This window comes from Serratia sp. OLAL2 (genome assembly GCF_002752475.1).
Classification (GTDB): Bacteria; Pseudomonadota; Gammaproteobacteria; order Enterobacterales; family Enterobacteriaceae; genus Serratia; species Serratia bockelmannii.
Genome location: NZ_MSTL01000004.1, coordinates 145,590 through 164,907, shown reverse-complemented (window position 1 = coordinate 164,907; position 19,318 = coordinate 145,590). Strand labels below are relative to the sequence as shown.

18 protein-coding genes are annotated in these 19,318 nt (G+C 61.3%); 4 read left to right on the top strand and 14 right to left on the bottom strand.

All coding sequences use genetic code 11. The annotated features are described in order from the left end of the window. The first annotated feature begins 104 nt into the window (after positions 1-104). Positions 105-2,147, top strand: coding sequence for an oligopeptidase A (prlC, locus tag BVU99_RS05395; protein ID WP_025304614.1), 2,043 nt, complete (start codon positions 105-107; stop codon positions 2,145-2,147). An 8-nt stretch (positions 2,148-2,155) separates the two neighbouring features. After that, on the top strand, positions 2,156-2,902 hold the full coding sequence (gene rsmJ / locus BVU99_RS05390; RefSeq protein WP_043139088.1) for a 16S rRNA (guanine(1516)-N(2))-methyltransferase RsmJ: 747 nt from the start codon (positions 2,156-2,158) through the stop codon (positions 2,900-2,902). Positions 2,903-2,930: 28 nt separating this feature from the next. Here the strand turns inward: rsmJ and BVU99_RS05385 are convergent, their stop codons facing one another. The 10 genes from BVU99_RS05385 to BVU99_RS05340 form a co-directional block, all read right to left on the bottom strand. Next, a complete protein-coding gene (locus tag BVU99_RS05385) occupies positions 2,931-3,530 on the bottom strand; it encodes an SIS domain-containing protein (RefSeq protein ID WP_043139085.1) in 600 nt (199 codons plus the stop codon). Next, on the bottom strand, positions 3,530-5,167 hold the full coding sequence (locus BVU99_RS05380) for an FGGY-family carbohydrate kinase (protein ID WP_038873847.1): 1,638 nt from the start codon (positions 5,165-5,167) through the stop codon (positions 3,530-3,532). The genes BVU99_RS05385 and BVU99_RS05380 overlap by 1 nt, the downstream gene beginning before the upstream one ends. A gap of 10 nt (positions 5,168-5,177) precedes the next feature. Continuing rightward, positions 5,178-6,131 carry an ABC transporter permease gene (locus BVU99_RS05375; RefSeq protein WP_025304610.1) on the bottom strand — a complete coding sequence of 318 codons (954 nt, stop codon included), beginning with the start codon at positions 6,129-6,131 and terminating at the stop codon, positions 5,178-5,180. Position 6,132: 1 nt separating this feature from the next. Beyond that, entirely contained in the window at positions 6,133-7,122 is a 990-nt protein-coding gene (locus BVU99_RS05370; RefSeq protein WP_015379367.1) for an ABC transporter permease, read from the bottom strand. Next, positions 7,115-8,614, bottom strand: a complete 1,500-nt coding sequence (locus tag BVU99_RS05365; RefSeq protein WP_099817026.1) for a sugar ABC transporter ATP-binding protein — start codon at positions 8,612-8,614, stop codon at positions 7,115-7,117. The genes BVU99_RS05370 and BVU99_RS05365 overlap by 8 nt, the downstream gene beginning before the upstream one ends. Positions 8,615-8,719: 105 nt before the next feature. After that, positions 8,720-9,706, bottom strand: coding sequence for an autoinducer 2 ABC transporter substrate-binding protein (locus BVU99_RS05360; protein WP_025304608.1), 987 nt, complete (start codon positions 9,704-9,706; stop codon positions 8,720-8,722). 329 nt (positions 9,707-10,035) lie between these two features. Then, on the bottom strand, positions 10,036-11,379 hold the full coding sequence (gdhA, locus tag BVU99_RS05355) for an NADP-specific glutamate dehydrogenase (protein WP_099817743.1): 1,344 nt from the start codon (positions 11,377-11,379) through the stop codon (positions 10,036-10,038). 199 nt (positions 11,380-11,578) lie between these two features. Next, a complete protein-coding gene (gene uspA / locus BVU99_RS05350; RefSeq protein WP_004930988.1) occupies positions 11,579-12,016 on the bottom strand; it encodes a universal stress protein UspA in 438 nt (145 codons plus the stop codon). A 267-nt stretch (positions 12,017-12,283) separates the two neighbouring features. Then, the gene (locus BVU99_RS05345; RefSeq protein ID WP_025304607.1) at positions 12,284-13,192 is read right to left on the bottom strand and encodes a LysR family transcriptional regulator; all 909 of its coding nucleotides are present in this window, start codon (positions 13,190-13,192) and stop codon (positions 12,284-12,286) included. A 103-nt stretch (positions 13,193-13,295) separates the two neighbouring features. Further along, positions 13,296-14,069 (bottom strand): SDR family oxidoreductase, encoded by a 774-nt coding sequence (locus tag BVU99_RS05340; RefSeq protein WP_099817024.1) that lies wholly within the window; start codon positions 14,067-14,069, stop codon positions 13,296-13,298. Between the two features lie 434 nt (positions 14,070-14,503). Here BVU99_RS05340 and uspB point away from each other — a divergent pair, with 434 nt between their 5' ends. Beyond that, entirely contained in the window at positions 14,504-14,839 is a 336-nt protein-coding gene (gene uspB / locus BVU99_RS05335; RefSeq protein ID WP_016930435.1) for a universal stress protein UspB, read from the top strand. Between the two features lie 73 nt (positions 14,840-14,912). On the opposite strand, the gene pitA is transcribed toward uspB, so the two are convergent. Next, positions 14,913-16,415 carry an inorganic phosphate transporter PitA gene (pitA, locus tag BVU99_RS05330; RefSeq protein ID WP_025304605.1) on the bottom strand — a complete coding sequence of 501 codons (1,503 nt, stop codon included), beginning with the start codon at positions 16,413-16,415 and terminating at the stop codon, positions 14,913-14,915. A gap of 300 nt (positions 16,416-16,715) precedes the next feature. On the opposite strand from pitA, the gene BVU99_RS05325 reads away from it, so the two are divergent. After that, entirely contained in the window at positions 16,716-17,915 is a 1,200-nt protein-coding gene (locus BVU99_RS05325) for an NAD(P)/FAD-dependent oxidoreductase (RefSeq protein ID WP_043139059.1), read from the top strand. Between the two features lie 17 nt (positions 17,916-17,932). Here BVU99_RS05325 and BVU99_RS05320 read toward each other — a convergent pair whose 3' ends face one another. From BVU99_RS05320 to BVU99_RS05310, 3 genes are all read right to left on the bottom strand, one after another. Next, entirely contained in the window at positions 17,933-18,169 is a 237-nt protein-coding gene (locus BVU99_RS05320; RefSeq protein WP_043139055.1) for a hypothetical protein, read from the bottom strand. 137 nt (positions 18,170-18,306) lie between these two features. Further along, positions 18,307-18,723 carry a VOC family protein gene (locus BVU99_RS05315; RefSeq protein WP_049205612.1) on the bottom strand — a complete coding sequence of 139 codons (417 nt, stop codon included), beginning with the start codon at positions 18,721-18,723 and terminating at the stop codon, positions 18,307-18,309. Between the two features lie 144 nt (positions 18,724-18,867). Further along, positions 18,868-19,284 (bottom strand): SRPBCC family protein, encoded by a 417-nt coding sequence (locus BVU99_RS05310; protein ID WP_049294966.1) that lies wholly within the window; start codon positions 19,282-19,284, stop codon positions 18,868-18,870. Positions 19,285-19,318 lie beyond the last annotated feature (34 nt).

The window sequence follows — 19,318 nt, the reverse complement described above, 5'->3', positions numbered from 1 at the left end:
ACGCCGGGCATTGATTTTCCTGTTGCCTGGCTCCATGTTAGAGATTCATACGCATTTTAAGGCTCGCCCCCGTGGCGGGCCCCAACGCTAATCAGGACTGCCCTATGACAAATCCGTTGCTGACCCCGTTTTCCCTGCCGCCGTTCTCGGCGATCCGCCCTGAAGATATCGTGCCTGCGGTGCAATCCGCGCTGGCGGACTGCCGCGCCGCGGTAGAGCGCGTGGTCGCGCAGCCGGGGCCGTTCACCTGGGACAATCTGTGTCAGCCGTTGGCGGAGTCGGACGATCGCCTGTCGCGCATCTGGTCGCCGATCGGGCACCTGAACTCGGTGAAAAACAGCCCGGAGCTGCGTGCCGCCTATGAGCAGGCGCTGCCCTTGCTGTCCGAGTACGGCACCTGGGTTGGCCAGCACGAAGGGCTGTACCAGGCCTACCGCAGCCTCAAAGAGGGCGCGGCGTTCGAGACGCTGAGCGTGCCGCAGCGCAAGGCGGTGGACAACGCGCTGCGCGACTTCGAGCTGTCGGGCATCGGCCTGTCGGCGGACAAACAGCAGCGCTACGGCGAGATCGTCGCACGCCTGTCCGAGCTGGGCTCCACCTACAGCAACAACGTGCTCGACGCCACCATGGGCTGGAGCAAACTGATTACCGACGAAGCCGAGCTGAGCGGCCTGCCGGAGAGCGCCCTGGCGCAGGCCCAGGCGATGGCGCAGGCCAAAGAGCAGGACGGCTGGCTGCTGACGCTGGACATGCCGAGCTACCTGCCGGTGCTGACCTACGCCGACAACCGCGCGCTGCGTGAAGAGATGTACCGCGCCTTCGCCACCCGCGCCTCCGATCAGGGGCCGAACGCCGGCAAATGGGACAACAGCGAAGTGATGGCGGAAACGCTGGCGCTGCGCCATGAGCTGGCTCAGCTGCTGGGCTTTGACACCTACGCCGACAAGTCGCTGGCGACCAAGATGGCGGAAAGCCCGGAGCAGGTGATCGGCTTCCTGAGCGATCTGGCCAAGCGCGCCCGCCCGCAGGCCGAGCAGGAGCTGGCACAGCTGCGCGCCTTCGCCAAACAGCACTATGGCGTGGACGAGCTCGACGCCTGGGACATCACCTACTACGGCGAAAAACAGAAGCAGCACCTGTTCTCCATCAGCGACGAGCAGCTGCGCCCGTACTTCCCGGAACAGCGTGTGGTGGAAGGGCTGTTCGAAGTGGTGAAACGCATCTACGGCATCACCGCCAAAGAGCGTAAAGACGTGGAGACCTGGCATCCGGACGTGCGCTTCTTCGATCTGTTCGACGCCGACGGCGAGCTGCGCGGCAGTTTCTACCTCGATCTGTACGCCCGCGAAAACAAACGCGGCGGCGCCTGGATGGACGATTGCGTCGGCAGCCTGCGCAAGGCCGACGGCACGCTGCAAAAACCGGTCGCTTACCTGACCTGCAACTTCAACCGTCCGCTGGGCGACCAGCCGGCGCTGTTCACCCATAACGAAGTGACCACGCTGTTCCACGAGTTCGGCCACGGTCTGCACCATATGCTGACGCAGATCGATACCGCCGGCGTCTCAGGCATCAACGGGGTGCCGTGGGATGCGGTCGAACTGCCGAGCCAGTTTATGGAAAACTGGTGCTGGGAGCCGGAAGCGCTGGCGTTTATCTCGGGCCATTACCAGAGCGGCGAGCCGCTGCCGAAGGCCATGCTCGACAAGCTGCTGGCGGCCAAGAATTACCAGGCGGCGCTGTTCATCCTGCGCCAGCTCGAGTTCGGCCTGTTCGATTTCCGCATGCATTTCGAATACAGCCCGGAAAAAGGCGCGCAGATCCTGCCGACGCTGGCGGAAGTGAAGAAAATGGTGGCGGTGGTGCCTTCGCCGAGCTGGGGCCGCTTCCCGCACGCCTTCAGCCACATCTTCGCCGGCGGCTACGCGGCGGGTTACTACAGCTATCTGTGGGCGGAAGTGCTGTCGGCCGACGCCTACTCGCGCTTCGAAGAAGAGGGGATTTTCAACGCCGAAACCGGCAAATCCTTCCTCGACAACATCCTGTCGCGCGGCGGGTCGGAAGAGCCGATGACGCTGTTCAAACGCTTCCGTGGCCGCGAGCCGCAGCTGGATGCTATGCTGCGCCATTACGGCATTAAAGGATAACCCGACACGTGAGCGTGTGTTTATTGTGTGAAGCAGGCGCCGATCCCGGCGCCTTGTCTGTTTTGGCGCAGCGCTGGCGGCTGGTGTCCGATGACGATGCGCCGATGGCGCTGGTACTGACGCCGGAACGGCTGGAGCTGCGTAAGCGCGACGAGCCGAAGCTCGGCGGGATCTATGTCGACTTCGTCACCGGCACCATGGCGCACCGGCGCCGTTTCGGCGGCGGCCGCGGCGAGGCGGTGGCCAAGGCGGTCGGCATCAAGGGCAGCTACCTGCCGGACGTGGTGGACGCTACTGCCGGGCTGGGGCGCGACGCCTTCGTGCTGGCGGCGCTGGGCTGCCGGGTGCGGATGCTGGAGCGCAATCCGGTGGTGGCGGCGTTGCTGGACGACGGACTGCAGCGCGGCTATCAGGATGCGGAAATCGGCCCGTGGCTGCGCGAGCGCCTGACGCTGTTGCACGCCTCCAGCCTGACGGCGCTGGCGGATCTCAGCCCGCGCCCCGAGGTGGTGTATCTCGATCCGATGTTCCCGCACAAGCAAAAAAGCGCGCTGGTGAAGAAAGAGATGCGGGTGTTTCAATCGCTGGTGGGCAGCGACGATGACGCCGACGGCCTGCTGGAGCCGGCGCGCCGCCTGGCGACCAAGCGCGTGGTGGTGAAACGCCCGGACTACGCGCCGCCGCTGGCCGACGTGCCGGCGCACGCCGCCACGCTGACCAAAAGCCACCGTTTCGATATCTACATGCCGCTGTAATGTCAGCCGGGCCCGCCGTGTCGGGCCCTCAGTTTTCCTCCCGCAAACTTTTCCCCACGCCGCCGCCCGGATGCACCGCCAGCAAGGTCTCCTTGTCGTAACCGCTGCGCGCCATCAGGCAGGCGCAGGCGGCGTCGAAGATCGCCAGCACCAGCACAATTGAGGTGGTGGCCAGCATGTTCAGCGGATCTATCTCCTTTTGCACCCCGGTGGCGATCGTCAGCTGCGCCGCCTGCGCGATGGCGGAGTGCGGGTTTTCCGTCACCGCGATCAGCGTCACCCCCTTGGCCTGCAGCGTCGGCAGCAGGCGGGTTAGCTCGTCGGAATTGCCGCCGCGCGAGATCAGGATCAGCAGATCGTCGGCGCGCAGAAAACCCAGATCGCCGTGCGCCGCGCCGGTGGCGTCGAGGTAGATCGCCGGCCGTTCCACGCAGGCTAGCATGTGGGCTATCTTGCGCGCCGCAATCCCCGAGGTGCCGACGCCGGTGACGGCGATTTTACCGCGGCAGTCGGCCAGCTGCGCCAGCAGCCGTTGCCAGGTGCGCGCGTCGAGGCGCTCGCCCAGCTGCGCCAGCTCCTGGCTGTAGGTTTGCCAACCCTGCACGGCCTGCCGCCACTCCTGCTGCATCACGCCTCCTCCTGCATCAGCCGGCGGTATTTCATGTGGTCGTTGTACAGCTCATGGAACACCCGGTATTTGCGGTCGTAGTAGCTTTTTATCTGATTGGTCTGCGGCGTCACCGTCTTGCCGATGCGGCTCATGGCGCTCATCGCCTCCGGCAAGGTGTCGAACACGCCCGCCGCCACGGTGCCCATCATCGCACCGCCGAGCAGCATCGCTTCGCTTTCCTCCGGCAGCAGCATGGCGCAGCCGGTGGCGTTGGCGTGCTCCTGCACGAAGATCGGGTTCTTGGTGCCGCCGCCGCTGGCCATGATGGTGTCGATGCTGTAGCCGCTGTGGTTCATGGTTTCGATGATGTGGCGGGTGCCGAGCGCGATGGCCTGAATGGTGGCCAGGTAGTGCAGCGCCATATCCTCCGGCGTGCGCGACAGCTTCAGCCCGGTCAGGATGCCGGTCAGCGTCGGGTTGGCGCGCGGCGAGCGGTTGCCGTGGAAGTACGGCAGCATGTGAATGTCCTGCGTCAGGAAGGCGATATTCTCCGGCTCGCCGGCCATGCGGCGCAGAATGGCGTTCAGCACCTCATAGATGGTCTGCCCCTGGGTTTTCGCCTGCGCCAGCAGCTCCGGGTAGCACGGGTGCGACTGGATGACGTGGTCGATCAGCGCGCCGGTGGCAGACTGGCCGCCCTCGTTCAGCCAGTATTCCGGCAGGATCGCCGAGTAATACGGCCCCCAGACGCCGCCGATAAAGCGCGCGGTGCGCGACATCGCCATATGACCGGTGGAGGTGCCGCCGATCAGCGCGACGCGGCGGTTGAAGTCGGCCACCTCACCGGAGACGCCGGTGGCGCCCAGCGTGCCGAGGGTGCCGGCGTGGGCATCGATTATCGATACGCTCACCGCCGTGCCGGCGATCAGCCCCATCTCGCTGGCGGCGCGCTGAGTCAGGCCGTGGCCCAGCGGCTCGCCCATCATTTTAACGTCGCTGCCGATCTTGGCCGCGTCGTGTTCCAGCACGTCTTCCAGCCCGATCTGCTGGAAGTAGCTCTTGTCCCAACGCTGCTCGTGGCCGAGATAGGTCCACTTGCACACCGTCGAGCACAGCGAACGGGTGGCGTCCTGGGTGGCGCGCCAGGTGAGGAAGTCCGGCAGATCGAACAGGTAGCCGGCGTTGGCCCAGGTGGTGGGCATGTGCTGTTTCAGCCACAGCAGTTTCGGCGTCTGCATCTCCGGCGAGATAATGCCGCCGACGAAGTCCAGCACCCGGTGTTTGGTGGCGTTGATGCGCTCGGCCTGGGCGATCGCCCGGTGATCCATCCACACGATGATGTTCTGTTCGGTGCGGCCGGAGGGGCTGACGGTCAGCGGCTTGCCCTCTTTATCCAGCACCACCAGCGAACAGGTGGCGTCGAAGCCCAACCCCTTGACCTGGATCGGGTTGATGTCGGCCTGGTTGACCGCGTCGCGCACCGCATTGCACACCGCCTGCCAGATGTTATCCGACGACTGCTCGACGAAATCCGCCTTCGGCCGGTACAGATCGATGGCCCGGCTGGCCTGGCCGACCATGCGGCCGTTGAGATCGAATACGCCTGCGCGCGCGCTTCCGGTGCCCACATCTACGCCAATAAAATAGCTTGCCATTATTTTCTCCTCAGGCTTTTCGATTCTGTAACGCGATAAACAGGATCAGCACGCCGCCCCACAGGGCCATGGTCAGGTAGCTGCTGACCCCCAGCAGATTGAGGCCGCTTTCCAACATTTGCAGCACGATCAGCGCCAGCACCAGCCCCAGAATACGGCCGAAACCGCCGTCCGGGTTAATGCCGCCCAGCACCGAGGCCAGAATGGTCACCAGCAGATAAGATTCGCCGTAGCCGGCCTTGGCCGAGTTGAACTTGGCCATCATCAGCAGGGCGGCGCCCCAGCCGAGCAGCGCCGACAGGATATACACCGCGATCTGCACCCGCGCGGTGTTCACGCCGCTGAAGCGGGTGGCCTGCTCGTTGGAGCCGATCAGGTACAGGCTGCGGCCCAGCGTGGTGTGCTCCAGCAGCAGCCACAGCCCGACCGCCACCAACAGAAACAGGATCAGTGCCACCGGCACACCGAGCACGGCGCCGTTGCCGAGAAATTGAATCGCCGCCGGGAAGCCGGAGATCACCGCGCCGTTGGACAGCAGGATATTCAGGCCGGTGATCAGGGTCATGGTGCCGAGCGAGGCGAGGATCGGCGAAACGCCGATCCAGGCCACCAGCACCCCGTTCAGTGCGCCGATCGCCACCGCCACCAGCAGGCCGGCCAGCAGCGCCAGCACCAGGAACAGCGGCTGGTCGGGATGGCTGACGATGATCGCCGCCATCACCAGCGAACAGGCGTTGGCGCCGGCGATGATCGACAGATTGATGCCGCCGGTCAGCATGGTGATGCCCATGCCGAGCGCCAGCAGGCCGAGGATCGGCAGCTGCGAGGCGATCGACTGGAAGTTGCCGAGGCTGAAGAAGCGCGATCCGAGCAGACCGGCGAACAGCAGCGCCACCGCGATGATGATCGCGCCCTGCAGACGAATGATCCGATCGCTTGGGATCAACCGAGTTAACTGCGTCATGTCAGATCTCCTTGAGCAGCTTGCGTTTTTCGTTCCAGGCGGTGGTGCTGATGCTGATCAAAATGATCGCGCCGCTGAACACCTGGTGCCAATAGGCCGAGACGCTGAGCAGCGTCAGCCCATTTTGCAGGAAGGCCAGCAGCACCACGCCGAGCAGGGTGCCGGTCAACGATCCGCGGCCGCCGCTCATGCTGGTGCCGCCCAGCACCACCGCCGCCAATACCGTCAGCTCGAAGCCGAGCAGCGAGTTGGGCGCCACCGACTGGGTGATCTGCGCCTGCACTACCGCCGCGACGCCGGCCAGAATGCCCATATAGCCGTAGACGCAGAAGTGCAGCCGCAGCAGGTTCAACCCCAGGCGCGACGCCGCGTCGCGGTTGCCGCCCATGGCGTAGATCTGGCGCCCCAGCCGGGTGCGGTTCATCAGCACGCCGGTGACGACGATGGTCGCCAGCAGGCACAGCAGCGGCAGCGTCAGGCCGTAGTCGTAACCGTCGGCGCCCTGGAACGAGAACCAGTTGATGCCGTTCATGAACCAGTCTGGGAAGCCGTACAGCCAGGTGCCGTTGGTGGCGTACACCAGCAGGCCGTAGAACAGGTTAAGGGTAGCGATGGTGATGATGATCGCCGGCACCTTCAGCCAGTACACCAGGAAACCGTTCACCAGCCCGAGCAGCAGGCCGACGCCGATCGCCAGGGCGAACGCCAGCGGGAAGCTGCCGCCGTGCTGGATCACCCAACTGGCCATCACATACTGGGCGATGGCGGTGACCGCCGGGAACGAAATGTCGATGCCGCCGGCGATCAGCACCACGAACAGCCCGCAGGCCAGAATGCCGAGAATGGCGTAGCTGGTGGCGACGTCGGTCAGGTTGCCGAGCGTCAGAAACTCATCGGTACCGGCGCTTAGGCCGATCGCCAGCAGCAGCACCAACAGGCCGAGATAAAACTCGTGCCGCCCGGCCAGGCGGGCCAATAATGACTTATCCATTCACCACCTCGGCGATCTGTTGTTCGGTACTCTGGTGCGGCGCGAATTCGGCGAGCAGTTCGCCCTTGCGCATCACCATCACCCGATGGCTGTTGTAATAGGCTTCCGGGATCTCGTCGCAGATCATCAGCACCGCCATGCCTAGCTGCGCCAGATCGCGGGCGATCTGGTAGATCCCCTCTTTGTTGGCGATGTCCACGCCGACGGTAGGCGAGTCGAGGATCAGGATCTTCGGCTGGGTCGCCACCCATTTGGCGATGGCGATACGTTGGGCGTTGCCGCCGGACAGGGTTTTCACCGGCAATGCGCTGTCGGACACCTTGATGTTCAAATCGCGGATCAGCCGGTTGACCAGCTCGGTCGCCTTGGCGTGATCCAACAGCCCGAGCGAGGTATGCAGCCGATCGAAGACGGTGACGATGGTGTTGTCGTAGATCGATTGCTCCATGATCAACCCCTGCGTCAGGCGATCTTCCGACACATAGCCGATGCCGTGGCGCACCGCTTCGCGGTTGTTGTGCAGCTGCACCGTGCGGCCCTCGATGCGGATCTCGCCGCTGTCCGGCCGCGTCATGCCGAACAGGCTGAGGCACAGTTCGGTGCGGCCGGCGCCGAGCAGGCCGACGATCGAAACGATCTCGCCGCCGCGCAGCGCCAGATTGACGTTGCGGTATTTCTCGCCGCGGCTGAGGTTGCGCACCTCGAGCAGCGGCGCTTGTTCAGCCGGCGGCAGCGGCGGCAGCGGGCTGTAATGGAAGCGTTGGCCGGTCATCAGGAACGCCAGTTCATGGCTGTCCAGTTCGCTGGCCGGCCAGGTGCCCACCAGCTTGCCGTCGCGCATTACGCTGATGCGATCGGCGACTTCCATCACTTCGTCCAATCTGTGGCTGACGAACACCACGCAGATGCCGGCCGCCTTCAGTTCGTTAACCACCCGCAGCAGGCCGTCGACTTCCTGGCGGGTCAGCGAGGCGGTCGGTTCGTCCATGATAACCAACCGCGCTTCGGCGGCGATGGCGCGGCAAATCGCCACCAGCTGCCGATCGGCGATCGACAATTTTTCCACCTTTTTATCGGGATCGATGTGTACGCCGACCCGTGCCATGGCGTCCAGCGCCGTCTGGCGCATCACCCGCTTGCGCACCCAGAAGTGGCCGCCGGGCAGGTAACGGTGGATAGCGATGTTTTCCGCCACCGTCAGGTTAGGGAACAGCGACAGGTCCTGGTAGATCACCTGTATGCCGTAATAACCGGACAGCTGCGGCGTCAGGGCGTGGAAGAGTTTGCCTTCCAGCGAAATGTTGGCGCCTTTTTCCGGCTGATAGACGCCGGAGATGATTTTAATAATGGTGCTTTTGCCGCAGCCGTTTTGCCCGGCCAGGCAGTGCACTTCGCCTTTATTCAGCGTCAGGTTGATCTGGTCTAATGCCAGCACGCCTGGGAATCGCTTGCTGATATTCTCCAGGGTGATAAATGCGGGGGAGGCTGTCATAACGTTAACCTGTGCTTGCGTAGCGGCCGAAGCCCTGGGCGCAGCAACGCTGCGCCCCTACGAGGGTTTAACTTCTTTCCCGGTGTGGCGAAATTACGCGAAAAATCAGAATCCGAGCGATTTGGCGTTGTCTTTGGTCACTTCCAAAATCTTATTAAACCGAATCACTTTGTGTTCCATATCGACGTCGGCCTTACCGAGGCCCTCGATCGACAGGTCCTTATTCACTTCCTTGCCCTGCAACAGCTGGTCGGCCACCGTCACCAGCGCATAACCGGCGTCTTTCGGATCCCACAGCAGCGCTTTCTTGATGTCGCCGCGCATCAGGTAAGGGGCGGCCTGCGCCGGCATGGCGATGCCCACCACTGCGATTTTGTCCTTGGCGCGTTTCTTGGCCACCGCCTGGCCGGCGCCGATCGGGCCGAGCGAACCGAAGCCGATGATGCCCTTCATCTGCGGATAGGTTTTCATCAGATCCAGCGTGGTGGCGTAGGATTTGTCGATGCTTTCCGCCACCGGCAAGCGCGAGGTGACTTCAAACATGTCCGGGTATTTTTCTTTCTGGTATTTGATGGCGAAGTCGGCCCAGGCGTTGTGCAGCGGCACGGTCAGCGAACCGACGTAGATCGCATAGCCGCCTTTGCCGCCCATGTCTTTCGCCAGCTCATCGACGTTGGCCTGCGCGTATTTCTCGCTGTCGATGGTCTCGATGTCCCACTGGCCGATCTGTTGGTCCGGGGATTCATGGGTCAGCACCACGATGCCTTTGTCGCGCGCTTTTTTCAGCACCGGTTCCAGCACCTTGGCGTCGTTCGGCACCACGATGATGGCGTTGACGTTCTTGGCGATCAGATCCTCAATCACCTTGACCTGCGCGGCCGGATCCGGCGTAGAAGGGCCGGTCTGGTAGGCGTTGACGTCGAGTTTTTTCGCCGCTTCGTTGACGCCCACTTCCATGCGGTTGAACCACGGGATGCCGGTCACTTTGGCGACTACGGCAATCTCATACTTATCAGCGGCGAACACAGGTGTTGTCGATAACATGCACGCAGAAACCACACATGCATTTAATAATGCGAGGTTAAATTTCATTAGCTGTACCTTTTTTTATCTGTAGGGGTGGCGGTTTTTCCACCGCTGCAGATTACAAAGGAATGGAAGAGGGGGCGTAGCTGAAGTTAATGAAATGTGATCTGCGCACATTTAAGTAAAATATTGGCGTATTTAGTGTTAAATAAATGTTTAATTATTTGATGGTGGTAAATTTACTACCAATTAAATGGTAGTAAATAACTATTTATTAACTTTTATTTAACTAGGTTGCATCATTCTGATGGCGTGAAGGCATAAAATAATGCCGGCGCAGAGGCCGGCATTGAAGCATTTAATCGATGTGTGAACAAGATCACCTTTACGACGGATTACAGCACGCCCTGCGCCAGCATCCCGTCCGCGACCTTGACGAAACCGGCGATATTCGCGCCGTGTACATAGTGGGTTTGCTTGCCCTTGCCGCCGTATTCCACGCAGGCATGGTGAATATCCGCCATGATATGTTGTAAACGTACATCCACTTTTTCCGCCCGCCAGCCGATGCGCGCGGCGTTTTGCGCCATCTCCAGCCCCGACGTGGCCACGCCGCCGGCGTTGGCCGCCTTGCCGGGTGCGAACAGCACCCCGGCGTCGAGGAAGGCGTCGGTGGCCTGGATGGTGGTCGGCATGTTGGCGCCTTCCGCTACCGCCTTCACCCCGTTGCGGATCAGCGTCTGCGCCGCCTCGAGATCCAGTTCGTTCTGGGTGGCGCACGGCAGGGCGATATCCACCGGCACGTTCCACGGCTGTTGGCCCGCCAGATAGGTCAGGCCGCGTTCGCGGGCGTAGTCCGCCACCCGGCCGTAACGCTGGTTTTTGATCTCCGCCAGGTGCGCCAGCTTCTCGGTAGTGAAGCCGTCTTCGTCCACCAGGGTGCCACCGGAATCCGACACGGTGATCACGCGCGCGTCCAGTTCCAGCGCTTTTTCGATGGTGTACTGCGCCACGTTGCCGGAGCCGGACACCGCCACCCGCATGCCCTCAAAGCCCAGGCCGTGGCGCTGCAGCATGGCGTCGGTAAAGTACACCAGGCCGTAGCCGGTCGCCTCGGGGCGGATCAGGCTGCCGCCGAAGGAGAGCCCTTTGCCGGTAAATACGCAGGCGGTGTTGTTGGACAGTTTCTTCATCATGCCGGCCATAAAGCCGACTTCACGGCCGCCGACGCCGATGTCGCCGGCCGGCACGTCGGTGTCCGGCCCCAGATGGCGGTACAGCTCGGTCATCAGCGCCTGGCAGAAGCGCATGATCTCGCCCTGGCTTTTGCCCTTCGGATCGAAATCGGAGCCGCCTTTGCCGCCGCCCATCGGCAGGGTAGTCAGCGCATTCTTGAAGGTCTGCTCAAAGCCGAGGAACTTCAGGATCGACAGGTTTACCGATGGGTGGAAGCGCATGCCGCCCTTGTAGGGGCCGATGGCTGAGTTGAACTGCACGCGGAAGGCGCGATTGACCTGCACCTGGCCGCGATCGTCCACCCAGCTGACGCGGAACTGAATGATGCGCTCGGGCTCTACCAGGCGTTCCAGCAGCGCCTGTTCGCGATAGCGCGGGTTGCGCTCGATAAACGGCCACAGCGAGGTGAACACTTCGCGCACCGCCTGCAGATATTCCGGCTGGTGGGGGTTATGGCGTTGTAACGAGGACAGGAAAGACTCTACCGATACGGCATATTCCATGGATAACTCCTTTTCGCATTAAGTTTCCCCCGCTATTTCTTATAGATTTGGGTGTGGGTGATGCCCGGGGGAGGATGTTGTGTCTTTAGCGACTATATCATCGGAGGGCGGTTGATTATCAAGCGATTAATCGGCGTGGCGGCATGAAAAACGCCCGCAGGGCGCGGGCGTTGGGTAGTTAAGTTAGCAAGCGCTTACTTTATTCGTCTTCTTCGTCGCGCAGCGGCACGATCAGCATATCGATGTGCACGGTATTGATCAGCTGGCGAGCGGAAGACATCAGCTTGCTCCAGAAGTCCTGATGGTGGCCGCACAGTACCAGGTCCATGTCGTATTTCTTGATGGCATCGACCAATACCTGCGCCAGATCGCCGCTGCCGCTCAGGGTCTCGGTGATCGGGTAGCCGGCGTTCTGCGACAGCTCGGTTAGCGCCTGATGGGTTTCCTCGGAGATGCGTTTTTGCATGTCGCCGAGATTGACGTCGATCAGGCCAGTATAGAGGTCGGAATAGTTGACATCGACGTGGATCAGAGAAACTTTAGCGTTGTACGGCCGCGCCATCGAGACGGCTTTTTCTACCAGGATCTTGCTTTCCGGGGATAGGTCCACCGCGATCAGTATGTGTTTGTAAGCCATAAGAATACTCCTTCCATAAACATGCCGATTAAAAAGGGTTAGCAGGCGTTCCGTTTACCCGCCTGGCGCTTTTGGTTCCATAGTATCATTCGGATAACGCAATGATATGTTGGGGCGATCACACTGCGCCGCATCGAAAATCTCTCCGCCCGATACCTTTCGTTGTACACCCGCGCGGCGTAAAAGCCTATGGGTTATGCGGGCTTTAACGGTCTGACCGCTTGAATTATAAGCGTTATTAAACAAAGTATAGCGCTAAATGTGCAATCAGCGCTCCAGATGCGGCTGCAGCAGGCTTTCAAACCACTCATGAAACACCGCCAGGCGGCGCGATCGCTGGCGGCGATGGGGGTAGATCAGGGCGATCGGCATGGAGGCGGCGCGGTAACCGGGCAGGACTTCCACCAGTTCACCGGCGTCGAGCAGGTGTTGCACGTCGTAGCGCGGGATTTGCATCAGCCCCAGCCCGGCGCGGCAGCAGGCGATATAGCTTTCGGCGTTGTTGACCACCACCCGGCTGGGCAGTTCGAGGCGTTGCGTATGGCCGTCGTCGGTCAGGTATTCCCAGGGGGATTCGCGGCCGGTTTTGGGCGAGGCGTAACCGATGCTCCAGTGCCCCTCAGCGAGGTCGGCGGGCTGGCGCGGATGGCCGAATTCGCTCAGGTAGGCGGGGCTGGCGCAGTTGATCAGCGCGATATGGCCGAGCGGGCGCATCACCAGGCTGCTGTCGTGCAGATCGCCGACGCGCACCGCGCAGTCGACCCCTTCCTGCACCAGATCGATGGCGCGATCGGCGGAGCCGAGCACCAGCTGCAGATGAGGGTGGCGCCGCAACAGGCTAGGCAGCGCCGGGGCGATCAACCGGCGAGCGATGCGGCTCGGCACGTCGACGCTGAGCCGCCCGGAGGCCTGCCGCTGGCTGGCCTGAAACGACTGATCGATGTCTTCCACCTCGGCCAGCAGCGGGCGCAGCCGCTCGAGCAGCTGTTCGCCGTCGGCGGTTAGGCGCACTTGCCGTGTGGTGCGGTGCAGCAGGCGCACGCCCAGCTGTGTTTCCAGTTGTTGCACGGCGGCGGACACCGAGGCGCGCGGCACCTCCAGCGCGTGGGCCGCCCGGATAAAGCTGCCCATTTCCGCCACCTGCACGAATACGCGGTATTGATTGAATCTGTCCATCTCGTGACCTGCTGTTCCGTGGCGCCGTTTCTGACAGAGAGTGTAGCCGTATGACGCGGTTGCGCGCGAGCAGGTGCGGGGGCATCTCCGCCCCCCGTCGAACTTATTTGGTGGTGTAGCCGCCGTTGATCAGGATGGTTTGGCCGGTTACCCACCAGCCGTCGCTGACCAGATGGCGGATGAACGGCACCACGTCTTCGATATCGGTCAGGCCGGTTTTGCTGAACGGCGACAGCGCCGCCGCCGTCTTGTGGTAGGCCACGGCGTCCGCACCCTCAGCCGGGTAGAAGAACGGGGTGTCCATCGGGCCGGGGCCGACCGCCGTCACGGAGATGCCACGCTCGCCGAACTCCTTGGCGGCGGCGCGGGTGAAGTGCTCCACCGGCGCTTTGGTGCCGGCGTAAGCGGCGTAAAACGGCGTGAAGGCGCCGAGCAGCGAGGTGACCAGCGTACAGATTTTACCGTTGTCGTTAAGGTGCTTGCCCGCCTCTTTCAGGAAGAAGAACGCGGTTTTGGCGTTGACCGCGGTCATCTCGTCGTACTCGGCTTCGCTGATGTCGACCATCGGCTTTTTCAGCACCTTGCCGACGGTATTGATGGCGATATCCGGCTTGCCGACGGCGGCGACCGCATCGGCGAACAGCTTCTCGACCGCGCCCGCGGTGGTCAGATCGGCCTGCAGCGCGACGCCTTGCGCACCGGCGGCCTGAATGGCGGCGACGGTTTTCTCCGCTTCGGCTTTGGAGGCGGAGCTGTTGTAGTGGATCACCACCGCTTTGGCGCCTTGCTCAGCCAAATCGCGCGCGATCAGCCCGCCGAGGTTCTTGGCGCCGCCGGCGATGAGGACGGTTTTTCCCTTGATTGAATGGTTTGCCATAACAGTTTCCTTGGATGAACGTAACGGAAACCTGAGTCTAGCCAGCGTGGGAGGAAAGATCAGCGGCGTGGCGCGGGATAGACTATCCATAAAAACCGCCTAATCGAAAACGGGCGGTTATCGCTTATAACGTCCCGGCAGGTGACTTTTCGGCACAGGGCGGTAAATTTTATCCACTGCTCAGGCCAGTTTGCGTTTCATTAACCTACAATGATGGATATGGGCCTCATCATTTCCCCTCTGAGTGGAACCACGCCGTGCAAATCTCTCTGTGCGGTGCGGTAACGTCTCCGGAGGCGGTGGGTTATGGGCATGGCCCGTGCAGGCAAAAAAAGGGGATGAGAGCGGTAAGCTCCAGCAGAGTATCGGGTAATGAGGTAGGGCGGTTGGACCCGGCGGAAGGCCGCGGATAACAACGCCTTGAGGGGGTAATCATGATCAGTACCGTCGCGCTGTTTTGGGCCTTATGTGTGGTGTGTGTGGTAAACATGGTGCGGTATTACTCTTCTCTGCGCGCGTTGCTGGTGGTATTGCGCGGCTGTGACCCGTTGCTGTACCAGTACGTCGACGGCGGCGGTTTCTTCACCGCCCACGGGCAACCCAGCAAGCAGCTGAGGCTGGTGCGCTATATCTTCGCGCAGCGCTATGTCGAGCATCACGATCCGGAGTTTATCCGCCGCTGCGAGCGGGTGCGCGGGCAGTTTATGCTGACCTCGGCCCTGTGCGGCCTGGTGGTCATCAGCCTGATAGCGCTGATGATCTGGTATTAATGCCTTTCTGTTTCCCTTGATGCAGGCAAAAAAAAGGCGGCCCAGTGGCCGCCTTCCTCATGATGCTTATCGCTTAGATCAGCTTCAACGCAACCCAATACAGCGCACCGGAAAGCAGGATCGAGATTGGTAGGGTCAGTACCCAGGCCAACAGGATGTTCTTCACGGTTTTGCTCTGCACGCCGCCGCCGTCCACGATCATCGTCCCGGCAACCGCCGAAGAGAGGACGTGGGTGGTGGAGACCGGCATGCCGGTATAACTCGCCACGCCGATAGACAGCGCTGCGGTCATCTGGGCCGATACGCCCTGGGCGTAGGTCATGCCTTTCTTGCCGATCTTCTCGCCGATGGTGGTGGCCACGCGTTTCCAGCCCACCATGGTGCCGAGCGACAGCGCCAGCGCGACGGCGACGATGATCCACATCGGCGCGTACTCGACGGTCTGCAGCAGATCCTGACGCAGGTTCTTCAGGAAACGCTGGTCGGCGGATGAGGTTTCCGGCAGCTTGGCGACTTTATCCGCCGTGTCGGTCACGCACATCAGCAGGCGGCGCAGGTGGCTGCGCTGGTCAACCGTCAGCTGATCGTAGCTTTGCAGGTTGGTCAGCATGCCCTGAGCCAGCTCGATCGCCGGCATGGCGCGCGAACTGTCGCAGTGGAACTCGGCAGGCTTGCCAGGCGCGGCTTCGTCATCCGGGCTTGGCACCAGCGGCGTCAGCGACACCGCATGCGACAGCGCGTCGCCGTGCTGCTGGTAATATTGCTGCAGGTGGGTCACGGCATCACGCGTACGGGTGATGTCATAACCGGTTGCATTCATATTGACCACGAAGCCGGCCGGCGCAACGCCGATCAGCACCAGCATGATAAGGCCGATACCTTTCTGGCCGTCGTTGGCGCCGTGCGAGAAGCTGACGCCAATCGCCGACAGGATCAGCGCGATACGGGTCCAGAACGGCGGCTTGCGTTTGCCGTCGACCTTTTCACGTTCCGCAGGGGTCATGTGGATACGCTGGCGTTTCTTGGTGCCACTCCAATAGCGGCGCAAGGCGAACACCATCACTCCCGCCACCATCATGCCGACCAGCGGCGAGAACAGCAGAGAAAGGAAAATGCCAATCATTTTCGGGACGTTAAGCGCATCCACGACCGAGGTGTGGGTCATCAGGGCGTTGGTTAAACCGACACCGATGATTGCGCCTATCAGCGTATGGGAACTGGAGGCCGGCAGACCGAAATACCAGGTGCCGAGGTTCCAGATGATTGCCGCCAGCAGCATGGAGAAGACCATGGCTAATCCGTGTGCTGAACTGACGTTCAACAACAGATCGGTAGGCAGCAAGTGGACGATGGCGTAAGCAACACTCAAACCGCCGAGCATTACGCCAAGAAAGTTGAACAAACCTGCCATCACGACCGCAAGTTGCGAGCGCATGGCGCGGGTATAAATAACTGTAGCGACCGCATTGGCCGTATCATGAAAACCGTTGATGGCTTCATAAAACAACACGAACAACAATGCGAGAATTAACATCAGGCCGGTATGGAAATCCAGGCCAGCGAACAAATGCAGCATAAGCGTTACGCCAGTTTGTGGACATGAACGCCGCGCATTATCAGTGACAACCGGTGCCGGGGAAAAGGAAAATATGACGTTTTTTTGATTTGGACATGACGAAACGATGACGCGCCTATAACAAAAATATGGAATATCAACGCGTTAATCTGCTCTGACCTCTGTAATATTTTCTTACTATGGCGTTGGCGCCGCCGGGGCTTTACAATCTGCCGCCGTGAATTTGGCGGTGACCGGCGGCGAAACGGCGTAATATGGCGCTCTTTTGTCGCGATTGTGGTTTTGATAAGTGAGGCTCAGGTGGAACAGTTTGATGTCGTAGTGATTGGGGCGGGCGCCGCCGGCATGTTTTGCGCCGCGCAGGCGGGGCAACTCGGTTGCCGCGTATTGCTGCTCGACAACGGCAAAAAACCGGGCCGCAAGATCCTGATGTCCGGCGGTGGGCGCTGCAACTTCACCAACATGTACGCCGAACCGGCGGCCTATCTGTCGAACAACCCGCACTTCTGCAAGTCGGCGCTGGCGCGCTATACCCAGTGGGACTTCATCGATCTGATCAACCGTTACGGCATCGCTTACCATGAAAAAACGCTGGGGCAGCTGTTCTGCGACGATTCGGCGCAGCAGGTGGTGGATCTGCTGGTCAAAGAGTGCGAGCTGGGCCAGGTGACGATGCGCCTGCGCAGCGAAGTGCTGGACGTAGAGAAAACCGAGAATGGCTACGCGCTGGCGCTGAATGGTGAAAAAGTGAGCGCTCGCTCACTTGTGGTGGCCAGCGGCGGATTATCCATGCCGGGGTTGGGCGCGTCGCCGTTCGGTTACAAACTGGCTGAGCAGTTCGGTCTTAAGGTGCTGCCGACGCGCGCCGGGCTGGTGCCGTTTACCCTGCATAAACCGCTGTTGGAGCATGTACAGACGCTGTCCGGCGTCTCGGTGCCGGCGGTGATCACCGCCGAGAACGGCGTCAGCTTCCGTGAAAGCATTCTGTTTACCCATCGCGGCCTGTCCGGCCCGGCGGTGCTGCAGCTGTCCAGCTACTGGCAACCGGGTGAGTATGTGAGCGTTAACTTACTTCCTGAGCTGGATCTGGCGGGCTTCCTGGATGAACAACGCTTGCAGCACCCGAACCAAAGCCTGAAAAATACCCTGGCGCTGCACTTGCCGAAGCGGCTGGTGGAGTGCTTGCAGACCCTGGGACAATTGCCGGAGGCGACGCTGAAGCAGCTGAATGCGCCGCAGCAGGCGGCGCTGGTGGATCTGTTGCAGAACTGGCGCGTGCAGCCGAACGGCACCGAAGGCTACCGCACGGCGGAAGTGACGCTCGGCGGTGTCGACACCAACGAACTTTCCTCCAAGACGATGGAAGCCCACAAGGCGCCGGGGCTCTACTTTATCGGCGAAGTGGTGGACGTGACCGGGTGGTTGGGCGGCTACAACTTCCAGTGGGCCTGGAGCTCGGCCTGGGCCTGCGCCCAGGCGCTGGCGGCGCAGGGGCGTTAACGTTCAGCAGTGACGGGTTAGGCCGATTTTTTTGGCATAAAACGCAGACACAACCCCGCGACCGCCGCTGCTGCTGCATAAAGCATTAGCAGGTAGGCGGTCGAAAGCGCTTGCGGATCGCCGAGACCCCATTCATTAGACTTGTGAACCATTTCCCACGCCATGTCCGGTGTCAGCAGCAGCCGAGAGGGAATGATGTTCGGCAAGACAGCGAATACCAGGACAAAAATCACCGAGGCGATCGGTTTTCTCATATGGGGCAGCGCCTCTCGTAGCCAATGACATCGATAGAACCATAAGCTAGCAGCTTATTGTTGGTGCGTGGAACACCTACCCGTGGCGTTCAAACAGATGGGGCCGATAAGGCTCCATTATCTATGGCCCGTTAATCTCATCCCGCCGGCCCTTTCAATTCCACGCGATTACCGTCCGGATCGCTGAAATAAATGGACGGCCCGTCGCCTTCCGCCCCATAGCGCGATTCGGCGGGATCAACGCCGATCCCCTGCGATCGCAGATAGGTCAACAACGCCTCTTCGTTGAACGGATCGATGCGCAGGCAGACGTGATCGACATTTTGCCTATGAGGATCGGGCGCTTCGCCGCCTTTTTTCCCCAGCACGCCATTGATGTCCACCAGGTCGATCATGGAGGCACCGGCGCGCAGGTGCACCAGCCCCAAATCCGGTCGCTGTTTGGCGATATCACAGCCGACGATCTGGGTATAAAAACGCAGGCTGTTCTGCATATCGCGCACGCGCAGAACCACATGATCCAGCCGTTGCAAGTTGAAGGGGCGCACGGTCATCTCCTCAAATGAACATCTCCTTTACAGCATAAGCGGCGATGACGGATTTATCCTGCTTCGCGGCGTGCCCGTTCGTGCGCCCAAACCCCAAAAAAAACGGCCGATGGGTGCAGCCATCGACCGTGGGGCTTAAGCGTTCAAGCGTTAACGAGGGAAGTTGCCGCTCAGCGCATCCAGGCCGCCCTGGTAGATGCCGCTGAACAGGGCGATGGCCTCGTCGTCGCTGATGTTGACCGGCGTGAAGCTGCCCGACCATTCCACGCGCGCCACGTTGGCGTCGTCGGTGGCGTGCACTGACAGGGTGGACAGGTAATTCACCACCGGGAACGGCGCTTGCATGATGGAGTAGCTGTAGCTGCGTTGACGGTTGTCGAACGCTTCCAGCCGCTCGATGACGGTGCCGCCGTCGGCGGTGGTTAAGGTACGCACGCGGCCGCCTTCAGAAACGACGCTTTTCGGGATGAACGGCAGCCAGTCAGGCAAGGCGTCGAAGCCGCCGATCAGTTGCCATACGGTGTCGGCAGATGCCGGGATGTCCATAGAGACGGATGTAGTAGCCATTTTCTTTCTCTCTTAATATCGGTTTCGGATACAG